Origin of the sequence: Mesorhizobium sp. B1-1-1 (assembly GCF_006442955.1) — a bacterium.
Taxonomy (GTDB): domain Bacteria; phylum Pseudomonadota; class Alphaproteobacteria; order Rhizobiales; family Rhizobiaceae; genus Mesorhizobium.
This window is the reverse complement of the sequence record NZ_VFWW01000005.1, coordinates 432,858-445,580: the sequence shown is the minus strand read 5'-3', so window position 1 is coordinate 445,580 and position 12,723 is coordinate 432,858. Positions and strand designations below refer to the sequence as shown.

The window sequence follows — 12,723 nt, the reverse complement described above, 5'->3', positions numbered from 1 at the left end:
GGCGTCACTTCCTGACCACCCATCGATGCGGGAAGCTGACATTGCCAAAGCCAGGCTGGGCGCTGACCGGTCGATCGTCGAGCAAACCGGGCATGACATCGAACACAGCGGCCGTCTCGACATGGTCTTCGACCACCCTGTCGTCCGCCACCAGCGCTACGTCAATCCTGTAGCGCCCTGGTCTCAGCATAAGGCTGTCCACATGTACCGTGTAGACTTCGCCGTGACGGTCATGCAGGGAATGCTCCCGGCTATCAAAGGAGGTCACAGGATCCCCCAGATCATCAATGATAGTCACAAGGCACTGCAATGTTTCGCGCGGCCCATCAACCTGAAGCCGAAAAGTTGCCGGCTGCCCGGACGCGACGGGACCCATTTCATTGAAAACTTCGATGCCGACCACACGGAGGCGGCCGCGCCCGGTGCGCGTGGATCGCACACTCAGATCGGTTCCTGCGCGGGCCTCAAGCGTCTGGAGATAATCCCGGACCACGTCCTGAGTCGGACCGTCCGCCTGGATCGTCCCGCCGTCGATAAGGATTGCGCGGGTGCAAAGTCGCTGCAGAACCGGCATCTGGTGACTGACGATCAGCACGGTGCGGCCTGTCCCGGCGATGCTCGCTGCCTTGGCGATGCATTTCTTCTGGAACGTGGCATCGCCGACGGCCAAGACCTCATCGACCACCAGAATGTCGGGATTGACGTGGGCGGCAATCGCGAAGGCCAGACGCAAGTACATGCCGCTTGAGTATCGTTTGACAGGCGTATCGAGAAACGGCTCGACCCCGGAGAAATCCACGATCTCGTCAAGCTTGGAATTGATCTCGATGCGCCGCATGCCGAGTATGGCCCCGTTGAGATAAATGTTCTCACGGCCGGTCAGTTCGGCATGGAACCCCGTGCCGACCTCCAGCAAAGCTCCCAGCCGTCCATGTATCGTCGCGCGGCCGGAAGTCGGCTCCACGATCTTCGCCAGTATCTTGAGAATGGTGCTCTTTCCTGCACCGTTGGGACCGATCACGGCAAGGACTTCGCCTGCGTGCACCTCGAAGGAGACGTTTTTCAACGCCCAGAACGGCTCGTCCGCACCTTTGCGGTGGCTTGTATCGGCCTCCCCGCGAAGACCCCGCCTTTTGCTGGCGAGCGCGTCTCGCAGCGTGGGGAAGCTGTTGTTCGCCACACCAAGTCTATACGCCTTGGAGAGATTGGCAGCCTGGATCACGATGTCGGTCATCACTCAGATCAGGTCCGGAAACGCGCGTTCGGATTTTGAGAAGATAGTCAGTCCGGCAACGAGAAGGGCTAGCGAGGAGAGCGTTGATATCGAGATCATGAGCCAGTCCGCAGGCGTGCCCAGCACGCTCCAGCGGATGGCCTCGACTGTCCCAACCATTGGGTTCAGACTATAAAGCGGCCGCCACAATTGAGGGACGAGATTGGCTGGATAGACGATCGGGGTCATGAACAGAAGTATCTGAAGGCTGAACGGCAACAGATAGCCCACATCGCGAAAGCGAACGTTGATCGCCGACAATGCCACGCCCACTCCAGTCGCTGACGCAGCCATTACGAGCACGAACAGCGGCAAGAAGACTGCTTGTGGTGCCGGCCAGTTTCCGAATGCCAGCATGGCGGCGAACAAAAGAGCGAAGCCGACGAGCATATCGGTCAGGCATGAGGCCATCGTGGAGATGGGAATGATCAGACGCGGGAAATAGACGCGTTTCACCAGTTCCTGGTTTCTGACGAGGCTGCCCGTCATGCTGGCGACGGCTCGCGAAAAAAAACTCCATGGCACAAGCCCACACAGAACAAATAGCGGGTATGGCGCGCCGTTGGACGAAATGCCTGCGAGCTTGCCGAAGAAGATGCTGAAGACCGACATAGCAACGAGCGGCTGCAGCATTGCCCAAAGGATGCCCAGATAAGTCTGCCGGTATTTGACCTTGAAATCACGCCAGGCCAGGAAGAACACAACTTCCCGATATCGCCAAAGCTCGGAAGGTTCGAACAGTCCTCGCTTGCGGGACGGATCGATGATTGTCACGACAGCTGATTGCGCGCCTGTCCGATCTGACACGATGATGGCGTCCGCCTCCCTTGACAGCCCCATTGAGGCCTACATTTCCGCGCAGTGCAATCAGCACTTTTGATGGTGCCTGCCGTTCCACGAACCTCACCATTCGAGAGCGCAAGCAGCCGCCCTTAATGCTCGACCAGATCCTCCGGGGGCGCGAGATCGCGCCACATATCCCCGTTGTTCGATAAGAAGGAGGGCATTTCTCGCACACGGACTTTACGTTCGATCCGGATGCGAACGAACACCTGCCCGGGCCGTCTGAGTTTCTACCGCTACTCTCCCACCTGTGCTGGGTTTGTCGAGGATACATTTCCCATTGAACTTGTGGTGATGTTATGCCCATCGAAGATAGTCAGGCTACAGAAATCTGTCGTTTTTACAGTGTAGTGTATGCACTGCACCGCTGGTGACAGGGTCCTTAAGATGTGCCATTGTCCAATGGGGTGGTACTATTTGCGCGGATTAGGGTTGTTCGGGCGATGCGCGTTGCGCGAACCATCATTGCGTGGAGGGAGTGACATCTCATTGGAAATTCAGACGGCTTGACGAGTCAGCGTTCATAGCTCCTGAGCAAGCTGCAAAGCTTTGGGTCGGAAATGAAAAGTGTTCTTGTCGCGGGAGCAGCCGGGTTCATCGGATCCCACCTGGTTGATCGACTGTTGTTAAGGCAAGAAATCAATCGAATTGTTGCTGTTGACAATTTCTGGACTGGTACGCGTGCCAATCTGGATCATATCGCCGACCCTCGCTTGGTCGTGATAGATGTGGCTGTTGAAGATTTTCAGCAGGGGAGCCTTTTTGACGAGATCTATCATCTCGCCTCGCCTGCTTCGCCTCCCTGGTATATGCAAGATCCGGTACGAACCATCTCGGCCAACGTAATAGGAACTATGCGGCTTCTGACCCTTCTTCGCGCCGGGGGCCGCTTCTGTTTCACGTCCACGTCTGAGGTTTACGGCGATCCGCTGGTAACGCCGCAACCGGAAACTTATAGGGGCTCCGTTGATTGCACCGGGCCGCGTTCATCGTATGACGAAGGTAAGCGTTGCGCCGAGGCCCTGCTTTTTGAGAGTAACCGATTGAGCGGGCTCGACATTCGAGTTGCAAGATTGTTCAACGTCTACGGACCTAGGACACGACCTGACGATGGACGTGCAGTATCAAATTTCATCACGAATGCGCTGTTCGGCAAACCTATAATCGTTTTTGGCGACGGCTTGCAGTCGCGGAGTTGGGGATACGTCAGCGATATCGTGGACGGCCTAGAACAATTCTTCTGGGGGAAGGAGCATGGTTATATTGGTCCCCTGAACATCGGAAACGATCGTGAGATTTCCGTTGTCGATGTTGCCCGTTACGTCGCTGGCTTGGTGCCAGGCACCAAAATCGTGCATGTTGATCCGATTCCCCAAGATCCGACGAACCGCTGTCCGGACTTAACCCTAGCGCGGAGGATCATCCCCGGCTGGGCCTGTCAAATACCTCTTGAAGAGGGTGTGCGCCTCACCCTGGACTGGTTTCGCCGCCAGCAACAGAACGACTTGTCCAGTGTCTCCTCGGACTCGATGGTTGCCGCATCGGTGTGAGTGGGATCCGCCCCGATAAAATGTGACCGAAAAAGGGGAGAAATGTGCTCGCCGCAATCCGGATTCTTCGACCAACGTCGCGGTATGCTCAACCGGCCAGTTCGATGCTGTGAACGCGCGCTTCCGCGCATCGTTCAGGGCCACCGAAGGCGACATACAAGTGCGGAAGGCTCCTCCCGCGGCAATGCATGCTTCCCCAGCAACTCCTCCAACGCGTGGTCGGCAACCTTATGGGTGTTCGAGCGGCGCGGATGGTCTCGGCGACGATCCCAGTTCGTGATGGTCACTCACATCTTGCGCTGGCAGGTAATAAAGCCCGTACGATCGGAAGGCTGGGCGATCAGAGGCAGTGGCATGTCTTGATCAGGAAGATTACTCCCACGGAGTAAGGCAGGGCTAAAAGCCCCAAGGCGATCCAGAAGCCGGATTCGGCCATTGCGGCGAGATCTGACAGAAGTTGCTTCATGTCGCCTCAGTCCTCGCCCCTGATCGCTCCGCATCCGATCCACAAGGAAAGAGCCCGCTCTTGAGGGAGGGGGAAGCGGGCTCTTGGCTGGGGCTTATGACCCAGCAGCACGGCGGACTTGAATTTGTACTGTGCCGGCTGCTGTCCAAACCATAATCGGGCAGCTTTGTTCCCCGGTCGTCGGCTATGGTCCTGGGCACAGCCCGTGATCCCGCCGAGGCGGCGGTCTATCTCAAAGCATAGAGATAGGCGGCGATGTCACGCGCTTGCTGCTCGGTGATGCCGGTGGAGGGCATGGCGGTGTGCGGATTAACGTCCCTTGCTGATCGTATCCAGCGGATCATGTTCTCCGGATTGTTAGCCAGCACGCCGCCAACATAGATCCTGTCAGATAGACTGGCGTCTAAGCGCGGGCCGACGTGGCCTACCGCACCGGGTACACCGGTGATGGTGTGGCAGCCGGCGCAGCCATTCGCCAGCATGATCGGTACCGCACGTGCGCCGACGCCGCCGGTAGCGGCGTCCGCCTCTTGCTGCACCCGATGGGCTCGGTCGGCCCACAATGCGAGCGCGCCGCCCGCGACGACCAGCAGAATGCACACGGCGATGATCAATTTAGATGGGCCAGGGCGCATGCGCGACCTTCCTGGTTCCGCTCGTCGTTATCCAGAGGCCGGCCAGCAATAGCGCTGCCCCGCCATAGATAAGGCCGGCCGGGACCCACATAACGAGCCCGGCAAGCTGCTGGTCTTCGATCGGGCTTAAATTCCACACTGCCGCCCCGGCAGCATTCTCCGGGTACCAGAGCTTCGGCGATAGAAGAAGCAGGACGCCGAGCAGGCCGGTGTGCAGGGAGGTGAAGAAAAGATGCATCACGGCACTTCCATATGCCTGCTGTTGGCCTTGGCGCGGCAGCAACGCCCACCAGAAGAGCAGGCCGGTGCCGAGGAAGCTCGCATGTTGCGCATAATGCAGCACGCCATGCTCGAGCGCTGCCTCAAACAGGACCGGAATGTGCCACACCCATATCGCGATCCCGTGAACAATCGTTGCGGTGACAGGCCGGCTCGCAAAGGTCCAGAGCGTTCGCAGCGATTTGCCATGCCCGACCGTGCCCAGGGCGCGCCGGAACGTTACGGGAAATGCCCACAGCAGAGCAGGGGCGGGGCAGGCGATGACCAGCAACGGCGCCGCCACTGCCATCAGCAACTCGTGCTCGATCATGTGCGCGACAAACAGCCGCTCGCCGAGAGCATGGATCGGACTGACCAACGCTGCCGTCAGTACGCTCCAGCCGGCGGCAAACAGCAGCGCCTGACGCATCCGTAGCGGACGGCCGCGAGTGCTGCGGCGCCACAGCCGCATCGCACCGGCCATGTAGATGAGCGCGACGGCCGTCAGCGGGGCCGTGATGGGAAGCGCAAGTGTCCATCCGGCCTCGGGCGCGCCGGAGCCATAGCAGATCGAGGTGGAGAAGAGAGTGGCCAGGTTCATCGCAGACACTCGTCCAGGATAAGTGCGGCGCTTCCCTGCATGATGATGACCAGTGCAAACAGGAGAGCCGCCAGCATGCCGAGATCGGCGACGAAATGCTCGGTACCGCGCGTGCGTTCTGCTTTGAAAGCAGCGCCGCCTTGCCGCTTTGCCTGCCAGGACAGAGCACCGCCCAGAAGCGAGAACAAGGCAAGCAGCAACGCTAAGGGAAGCACGACCGGCACCTGGTGATTGCATTGCCAGGGAACCAGCGAGTAGTTCAGTTGCGTCGAGACCGCCCAAGCCAACGGGCCCGACAAAAGCCCACCCCAGGAAGTTCCCAACCGGACCGCGCGCATGTCAGCCGAGCCTCGGTACCCAGTAGATCAGCAGATAGATCGGAAGCCAGGTTGCGACCACGAAATCCCAATAGAAAACATTGTCGCCGACGTCGCCGAAGCGTCGCCCGCTATAGCCATGGCGCGTGAACATCAGCACCGTCAGCACGACCGTATCGCCGACATCTGTTATCAGATGCGTGGTGTGGAGCCCGAGCAGCACCCAAAGCATCGAGCCGTAGGCGTTCGTATCCCAGTAAACGTTCAAGGCCGGAAACTCGAACCAGCGCACAAGGAGCGGGGCGAGGCCGAGCAGCGACATGACAACCAGTCCGATCCGCACCGGCACGATGGCGCATTGCTTGGCATAGCGATCGAGGATGTGGTTCGGCACCAGGCTGGCGATCAGCAGCAGCGTGACGATCGTTCCTGGCCAATGGTTCGGCTGCGGTGCACTCAACGGCCATTCAGGCCAAGAGACCGCCAGGTAGAGATAGGCGGCTGCGGCGAGCGCAAAGCCGGTGCCCTCCAGAGCCATGAAAGCGAGCGTGCCCCACCAGGTCGGGCTGCGCGGACCATGCCCAAAGGTGGGGAGACCGGAAACATCTGTGACGGGACGCTCGTTCATTCCTCGTCCTCCAGATCACCTTTTGGCCAGAACCAGCCGATCAAGGTGATGGCGATTGGCAGGGCGCCCCACACGATGGCCCAGGGGGTGAAGATCGAATAGAGAAACGTGCCGCCTACGGCGAACGCTGCAAAGAGCGGCCAGATCGACGGTGTCGCCGATTTCTCGCGAATGTCGGGATGCGCTTCAGCGACTGTCGAGACCAGCAGCTCGCGCGCGTCGACGCGAAGCCCGGTCGCTACGGGAAGAGCGTCGCGCTCGGCCCAGAGTGGCTCCGCGTTGGTGACGACCGGAATGCGCGCGAAATTATAGCTCGGCGGCGGCGAGGGCGTTGCCCATTCCAGGGTGCCGGCCTCCCAGGGATTGTTGCCTGCCGCTGCGCCTTTCAACGCGCCATGCACAAGATTGAAGGTGAACAGGACGAAACTCAGGAAGAAGACCACCGCGCCTGCTGTTATGAACAGGTTGATGTTCCCCCAGCCAAGCTCGGCCGGATAGGTGTAGACCCGTCGCGGCATGCCCCACAGCCCCACGATGTGCATCGGGAAAAAGGCGGCGTTGAAGCCAATGAAGGCCAGCCAGAAATGCAAGCGGCCCAGGCGCTCGCTCATCATTCGGCCGGTGACTTTAGGAAACCAGAAATAGGCCGCACCCAGCAGCGGGAATACCGATCCGCCGATCAGCACATAGTGGAAATGCGCGACGACGAAGTAGGTGTCGTGCACCTGCAGATCCAGCGGTACGGAGGCCAGCATGACGCCGGTGAGACCGCCGATGACGAAGATGAAGAAGAAGCCGAACACGAACAACATTGGCGTGCGGATCACCGGTCTGCCGTCCCACATCGTTGCCAGCCAGCAGAAGATCTGTACGCCGTTGGGAATAGCGATCATCATGCTGGAAGCGGTGAAGAAGCTGGCGCCGAGCTTGGGCAGGCCTGTCGCGAACATATGGTGGACCCACAGGCCGAAGGACAGGAAGCCGACCGCGATCAACGACAGAACCATGCCGAGATGGCCGAACACCGGTCGCCGGGCGAAAGCCGGGATGATCGAGGAGACCATGCCGGTCGCCGGCAGGAAGATGATGTAGACCTCGGGGTGACCGAAGAACCAGAACAGATGCTGGAACAGCAAGGCATCACCGCCTTCGGCCGGGTTGAAGATGTGTGTGCCGACCAGCCTGTCGAGGATCAGGAATGTCGAGGTGATCATCACCGCCGGCATTGCGAAGACGATGACAAAGGAGGTGACCAGCATCGCCCAGACGTATAGCGGGATCTTGTCCAGCGACATGCCGGGAGCACGCTGCTTCAAGATCGTGACGATCGTCGCCACTGCCACAGCCAGTGAAGACACCTCGGTATAGGTAATCATCTGCGCCCAGACGTCGGCGCGCTTGCCAGGGGCGAATTCGGGACCGGACAGCGGCACATAGGCGAACCAGCCGACGTCCGGCGCCATGTTGAGAGCGAAAGACACCCAGGCGAACAGGCCGCCCGAAACATAGACCCAATAACTGAACGCATTCAGCCGCGGAAACGCGATGTTGCGGGTGCCGACCATCAGCGGCACGAGATAAATGCCGGTCGCCTGCACGATCGGTACCGCGAACAGGAACATCATCGTGACGCCGTGCATGGTAAACAGCTGGTTGTAGAGGTCCGGCCCGATCAGCCCACGCTGTGGTCCCGAGAGCTGAACACGCATAGCCACTGCGTTGAGCCCGCCCAGACACAGAAAGACAAAGGCAGTGATCAGATAGCGCCTGGCGATCACCTTGTGGTCGACGCTCGACAGCGCGCCGATGATGCCCGGGGGCGTACGCCAGGTGCGCTCCAGCCACCGCTGGAGATCGGCTTGCTCCATGCCGGTATCGCGCGGTCCGTCATGCTCGGGAGCGAGATCTCCCTTTGCTTGCGCCTCCGCCCGCAGGTCACGTCCGCTCGTCAGGTCGGCGCTGGTCATTTCAGCCCCTCGAGGTAGGCAATGATGGCATTGAGCTCGTCGCCATTGAGAGCCGTTACAGGCATGTGGGAGCCGGGCTTGATGCCTTGCGGGTCGGCGATCCAAGCGGCGAGATTGCCGCGGCTCATCGTCAGCGTTCCGGCTGCGAGAGTTTGCCGGCTGGCTATATGGGTAAGATCGGGCGCTACCGTGCCACCTGCGGGTGTGCCGCCGATCCTGTGGCACATCACGCAGGGCCGCTGGAGGAAAAGATCCGCGCCGGCCTTGGCTTCGGCATTGGTCGGAGCGGCGGCAGGCCGCAACTGGTCGTCCAGCCACGCATCGAACTGCGGCCGCGGCTCGGCAATGATGAAGGTGCCCATGTTGGCGTGCTGCGCGCCGCAGAACTCAGCACATTGACCACGATAGACGCCTGGCTTGTCAGCCCTGATGTCCAGCACATTCATATGTCCGGGGATGAGGTCGAGCTTGCCGGCAAGGCTCGGCACCCAGAAGGAGTGGATTACGTCTGTTGAAGTCAAAAGAAGCCGAACCGGCTCGCCGGCCGGAATGTGGATTTCGTTCGCCGTCGTCAGGATGCGGCTTGGCTGGGCATTCTCGTAGCGCACTTCCCACCACCATTGGTGGCCGGTCACGCGGACCGTCAGCGCCTCATCCGAGCCGATCCCGGCAAGCGTCCTGTTGGCGAAAAAGCTCAACAGGGTCAGCCCAATTAGAATCGCCGCAGTCACCCCAACCGCGGTCAAGACCACGCGCATTTTGCGATGTTCGGAGGCGAGGTCGAGCACGAGCGGATCTTTTCCTGTTCGAACTCGCTGGAACAGGGTAGCGACCAGCACGACCATCACCAGCATCCACACGGCCGCGCACAGGGCAGTGAAAAACCAGATCAGCCAGGCGAGCTCGCCCGCGGCGGGGCCTTTCGGATCGAGAGCGGACTGCCAGCCGCTGCAACCTGAAAGCGCCAGGAGGGCGGCTGCGCAACACGCTTTGGGAAAAAGGCGTTTCACGGCGATTTCCCCAGCGTCGCGGCATCGGGGAGGCGATTTTCCGACGGATGGACCATCATGTCGTCGTTACGCTGCGGTGCGGCGGAGGAGGGCGCGTTGCCGCTCAGCGAACGTACGAAGGCTGCAAGCTCCCAAATCTGATCATCGGGAATCTTGTTTCGGAAGCTCGGCATGCCGTTAGGCCGCCCGTCCCGGATCGTTGCGTGGATACTCTCGATCGAGCTGCCGTAAACCCACTTCTCATCCATCAGCGCCGGTCCCATGCCGCCGCCGCCATTGGCATGGCACCCCGAGCAATTGAACCAGCTGAACAGGCGCTTGCCCTCGCTGAGATGAAAGGCGTTGGCCTCGAAGCTGGCCGCCTTGTTGTCGCTCGGGAGCGGCCTTTGGCCGCCTGGCTCCAGCGCAGTCACCGGCGTTGGCTGTTGGCCGGACCCAAGGGCCGATTGCGGACGTGTGTCGCGCTCTTCCCGCTGGCAAGCGGCAAGGGTCAGCATCGTCGACAAGAGCACGGTGAGGCTCCGCTTCATCGCGCCGCGCTCCCGCCGGTATCAAGGCGCGGCACACCGTATCGGGCCAGGGTCGCGTCGATCTCAGCCTTGTGCTTGGCAAGGGCTGCATCCACTTCGTCGCGCAGCGCGTCGTCCCCGCGTCGGACGCCCATGGAGATGTCGTAGACCATTGGCAATTGAGGCCCGTCGATTCGAGGTGTCACGGGCGTGATGCGCAGCGGTGTCTTCTGCTTGGCGGCGAAATAACCGGCGAGCGGGCCCCAGACGACGGCAACATCGATCTCGCCGCTGGCCACCGCCTCGACAATGCGCGCGGGCGGGTTGGGAGCCGAATAGTCGCCATAGACTGGATAGCCGACGAGATGACCGACAATGCCGCGGCGGCCGAGTGCCTGGGCCGGTGGGGAGTTGGCCCCGTCATCGCCGATGAGCTGCACGCCGATGCGCAGAGTGCGCAGGCGTGGATCGTTGAAAGACGTGATCTCGGGACTGTCCCGCCGCGTCACGAAGACATAGGTCGAGCGGTAATAGGGAGCGGTGGCGCGGAGAATTTCGAGATTGGCGGGAGTGCCAGGTATGAGATCGCACAGGCCTGCCTTGAGCGTGTTGCGAACGAAACCGCGGCGTTGGGCCCACCAGGTATAGGAAAGTCTTGCATCCAGCTCTTTGGCGATGATCTGGGCAATCTTGTTTTCGAAGCCCTGTCCAGCGGCGTTGGAAAACGGCATGTTGTTAGGGTCGGCACATACCTTGAGTTCACGTGCGTCGGCGGCAACCGCGAAGAGCAGCGAGGCAAACGCTACCACCGCGACCACAAGACGCCCGTTCGCCTCGCGTCTTCGAACTGCCTTCAACTCGAAAGCATCAGGGGAGCCGGAACACATAGAGCGTGCCTCCCGCCGTGGTCGCGTTCTTCAGGTCTTTCATCGCATTGACGAAGCCGAGCGCGGCGGTAGCGTCGCGCGGGTCGAGGTCGCCCGATACGATCGCGCCGGCCCAACCGCCGACGCCCGACAGGATCGCGACGTATTGGTGCCCGTCGGGGCCGCGATAGGTGACCGGCTGGCCGATGATCCCGGACGAGGTCTTGAACTGCCAAAGCAATTCCCCTGTCCTTGCGCTCACAGCTTTGAACCAGCCCTCCATTGTGCCGTAGAACACGACGTTGCCGGCGGTGGCGACCGCGCCACTCCACACCGGAAAATTCTCTTTAAGGTTCCAAGCTGGCTTTGCGGCCGCGATGTCCCAGGCGGTGAAGGCACCGCGGTTGCCACCCGGGCCCGGGATCATGCGCACATTCATGCCGACATAGGGGGTGCCGGCGATGTAGTTCACCTCGAGGCCTTCTTCGTCCATGCACAGATTGTTGTGTGGGATGTAGAGCAGTCCTGTCTTCGGCGAGAACGCAGATGGCTGCCAATCCTTGAGCCCGGATGCTGTCGGGCAGATATCCCGGATCACCCTGCCGGTGCCGGTTTTCTTGTCCGGGTTTTCGATCAGGCGCCCGGTTTTCAGATCGACGCCCTTGCTGGAATTGACGGCCCCATAGGGTGTCGCTGACAGGACTTCCCCGGTGGTCCGATCCAGAATGTAGAGATAGCCGTTGCGCTCCGGGCGGACGAGCACTTTGCGCGGCTTACCCTGCCAATTCATATCGAGCAGGATCTGCTCGTTGATGCCGTCGTAGTCGTGCAGGTCGTGCGGGCTCCATTGGTAGAACCATTTCGCGGCTCCGGTATCGGGATCGCGCGCGAAAATCCCGGAGGTCCATTTGTTGTCGCCGGGCCGAAGGTCCGGATTCCACGGCCCTGGATTGCCGGTCCCGTGATAGATCAAGTTGAGGTCCGGATCGTAAGAGATCCAGCCCCACATGTTGCCGCCGCCGATCTTCCAGGCTTCCGGCGGCCATGTGGTCACGCCAAGGTCCTTGCCCTTGTCCATGTCGTAATGCGGCTTGAAATCCGGCCCGATCAGCACGTCCTTGTCCGGTCCGGTGCCGTAAGCCGTCCAGACGACATGTCCGTCGCCCGCGTCCAGCGCCTTGACCCAGCCGCGCACACCCATCTCGCCGCCGGAATTGCCGACCAGCACTTTGCCCTTCACCACAAGCGGCGCCATGGTTATGGTCTCGCCGATATTGATGTTGCCGACATGCGCGTTCCAGACCGGTTGGCCAGTGGCGGCATCCAGCGCGATCGTGTGACCATCCAGCGTGTTGAAGAAGAGGCGCCCGTCGGCGAAGACCGCACCGCGGTTGACGACGTCGCAGCAGGCAACGCCCTGCGCGGCAGGCTCAGGATTTGGCTCGTACTTCCATTTCATCGGCGCGCCCGGTTTGGAAAGATCGAGCGCGTAGACGATGTTTGGAAAAGGCGTCACGATATACATCGTGTTGCCGACGACGAGTGGCGCCGCTTCCTGACCCTTGTTCACTCCGGTCGAAAAAGTGAAGGCAACTTGAAGGTTCTTGACATTGTCCTCGTTAATGTCCGCCAGTTCGCTGTAGCGCGTCGAGGCATAATTCTTAGCCGGCATTGTCCATTGGCCGTCATCAGGTGGCGCGGCCGCGGCGGGCGGTGTGATGGCGGGTGTCACCGCGGACTGCGCGGCCGCGGCGTTCAGCAATGAGCAGCCTGCGGCCAGCACCAGCCACTTCAACGGCC

General features: G+C 60.8%; 13 protein-coding genes. 1 reads left to right on the top strand and 12 read right to left on the bottom strand.

All coding sequences use genetic code 11. From position 1 onward, the window contains the following. Positions 1 to 4: 4 nt before the first annotated feature. Both FJ986_RS12950 and FJ986_RS12945 read right to left on the bottom strand, forming a co-directional pair. Entirely contained in the window at positions 5 to 1,234 is a 1,230-nt protein-coding gene (locus tag FJ986_RS12950; RefSeq protein WP_140559934.1) for an ABC transporter ATP-binding protein, read from the bottom strand. 3 nt (positions 1,235 to 1,237) lie between these two features. Further along, positions 1,238 to 2,113 (bottom strand): ABC transporter permease, encoded by an 876-nt coding sequence (locus tag FJ986_RS12945; RefSeq protein WP_140559933.1) that lies wholly within the window; start codon positions 2,111 to 2,113, stop codon positions 1,238 to 1,240. A 563-nt stretch (positions 2,114 to 2,676) separates the two neighbouring features. On the opposite strand from FJ986_RS12945, the gene FJ986_RS12940 reads away from it, so the two are divergent. Then, positions 2,677 to 3,666, top strand: coding sequence for an NAD-dependent epimerase/dehydratase family protein (locus FJ986_RS12940; protein WP_140558719.1), 990 nt, complete (start codon positions 2,677 to 2,679; stop codon positions 3,664 to 3,666). Positions 3,667 to 4,006: 340 nt separating this feature from the next. On the opposite strand, the gene FJ986_RS31070 is transcribed toward FJ986_RS12940, so the two are convergent. From FJ986_RS31070 to FJ986_RS12895, 10 genes are all read right to left on the bottom strand, one after another. Then, positions 4,007 to 4,132, bottom strand: coding sequence for a hypothetical protein (locus FJ986_RS31070; protein ID WP_263490097.1), 126 nt, complete (start codon positions 4,130 to 4,132; stop codon positions 4,007 to 4,009). Positions 4,133 to 4,359: 227 nt separating this feature from the next. Then, on the bottom strand, positions 4,360 to 4,746 hold the full coding sequence (locus FJ986_RS12935; protein WP_224519045.1) for a c-type cytochrome: 387 nt from the start codon (positions 4,744 to 4,746) through the stop codon (positions 4,360 to 4,362). A 1-nt stretch (position 4,747) separates the two neighbouring features. Beyond that, complete coding sequence (locus FJ986_RS12930; protein WP_140559931.1) at positions 4,748 to 5,626, bottom strand: cytochrome c oxidase assembly protein; 879 nt, start codon at positions 5,624 to 5,626, stop codon at positions 4,748 to 4,750. Further along, entirely contained in the window at positions 5,623 to 5,964 is a 342-nt protein-coding gene (locus FJ986_RS12925; protein ID WP_140500656.1) for a hypothetical protein, read from the bottom strand. Before FJ986_RS12925 ends, FJ986_RS12930 begins: the two co-directional genes overlap by 4 nt. Before the next feature lies 1 nt (position 5,965). Then, positions 5,966 to 6,571 (bottom strand): cytochrome c oxidase subunit 3, encoded by a 606-nt coding sequence (locus FJ986_RS12920; RefSeq protein ID WP_140674448.1) that lies wholly within the window; start codon positions 6,569 to 6,571, stop codon positions 5,966 to 5,968. Next, positions 6,568 to 8,538, bottom strand: a complete 1,971-nt coding sequence (gene ctaD, locus FJ986_RS12915; RefSeq protein WP_140674446.1) for a cytochrome c oxidase subunit I — start codon at positions 8,536 to 8,538, stop codon at positions 6,568 to 6,570. The genes FJ986_RS12920 and ctaD overlap by 4 nt, the downstream gene beginning before the upstream one ends. Next, complete coding sequence (gene coxB, locus FJ986_RS12910) at positions 8,535 to 9,548, bottom strand: cytochrome c oxidase subunit II (RefSeq protein WP_140500653.1); 1,014 nt, start codon at positions 9,546 to 9,548, stop codon at positions 8,535 to 8,537. Before coxB ends, ctaD begins: the two co-directional genes overlap by 4 nt. Then, positions 9,545 to 10,078, bottom strand: coding sequence for a c-type cytochrome (locus FJ986_RS12905; RefSeq protein WP_140663469.1), 534 nt, complete (start codon positions 10,076 to 10,078; stop codon positions 9,545 to 9,547). Before FJ986_RS12905 ends, coxB begins: the two co-directional genes overlap by 4 nt. Continuing rightward, on the bottom strand, positions 10,075 to 10,944 hold the full coding sequence (locus tag FJ986_RS12900; RefSeq protein WP_140672434.1) for a substrate-binding domain-containing protein: 870 nt from the start codon (positions 10,942 to 10,944) through the stop codon (positions 10,075 to 10,077). The genes FJ986_RS12905 and FJ986_RS12900 overlap by 4 nt, the downstream gene beginning before the upstream one ends. Continuing rightward, positions 10,925 to 12,685, bottom strand: a complete 1,761-nt coding sequence (locus FJ986_RS12895) for a methanol/ethanol family PQQ-dependent dehydrogenase (RefSeq protein WP_263486167.1) — start codon at positions 12,683 to 12,685, stop codon at positions 10,925 to 10,927. The genes FJ986_RS12900 and FJ986_RS12895 overlap by 20 nt, the downstream gene beginning before the upstream one ends. Positions 12,686 to 12,723 lie beyond the last annotated feature (38 nt).

What these genes read in the sequence shown, in the direction of transcription:
- FJ986_RS12950 (WP_140559934.1), bottom strand. Translation starts at nt 1,234, where the DNA reads ATGACCGACATCGTGATCCAGGCTGCCAATCTCTCCAAGGCGTATAGA.
- FJ986_RS12945 (WP_140559933.1), bottom strand. Translation starts at nt 2,113, where the DNA reads ATGGGGCTGTCAAGGGAGGCGGACGCCATCATCGTGTCAGATCGGACA.
- FJ986_RS12940 (WP_140558719.1), top strand. Translation starts at nt 2,677, where the DNA reads ATGAAAAGTGTTCTTGTCGCGGGAGCAGCCGGGTTCATCGGATCCCAC.
- FJ986_RS31070 (WP_263490097.1), bottom strand. Translation starts at nt 4,132, where the DNA reads ATGAAGCAACTTCTGTCAGATCTCGCCGCAATGGCCGAATCCGGCTTC.
- FJ986_RS12930 (WP_140559931.1), bottom strand. Translation starts at nt 5,626, where the DNA reads ATGAACCTGGCCACTCTCTTCTCCACCTCGATCTGCTATGGCTCCGGC.
- FJ986_RS12925 (WP_140500656.1), bottom strand. Translation starts at nt 5,964, where the DNA reads ATGCGCGCGGTCCGGTTGGGAACTTCCTGGGGTGGGCTTTTGTCGGGC.
- FJ986_RS12920 (WP_140674448.1), bottom strand. Translation starts at nt 6,571, where the DNA reads ATGAACGAGCGTCCCGTCACAGATGTTTCCGGTCTCCCCACCTTTGGG.
- ctaD (WP_140674446.1), bottom strand. Translation starts at nt 8,538, where the DNA reads ATGACCAGCGCCGACCTGACGAGCGGACGTGACCTGCGGGCGGAGGCG.
- FJ986_RS12905 (WP_140663469.1), bottom strand. Translation starts at nt 10,078, where the DNA reads ATGAAGCGGAGCCTCACCGTGCTCTTGTCGACGATGCTGACCCTTGCC.
- FJ986_RS12900 (WP_140672434.1), bottom strand. Translation starts at nt 10,944, where the DNA reads ATGTGTTCCGGCTCCCCTGATGCTTTCGAGTTGAAGGCAGTTCGAAGA.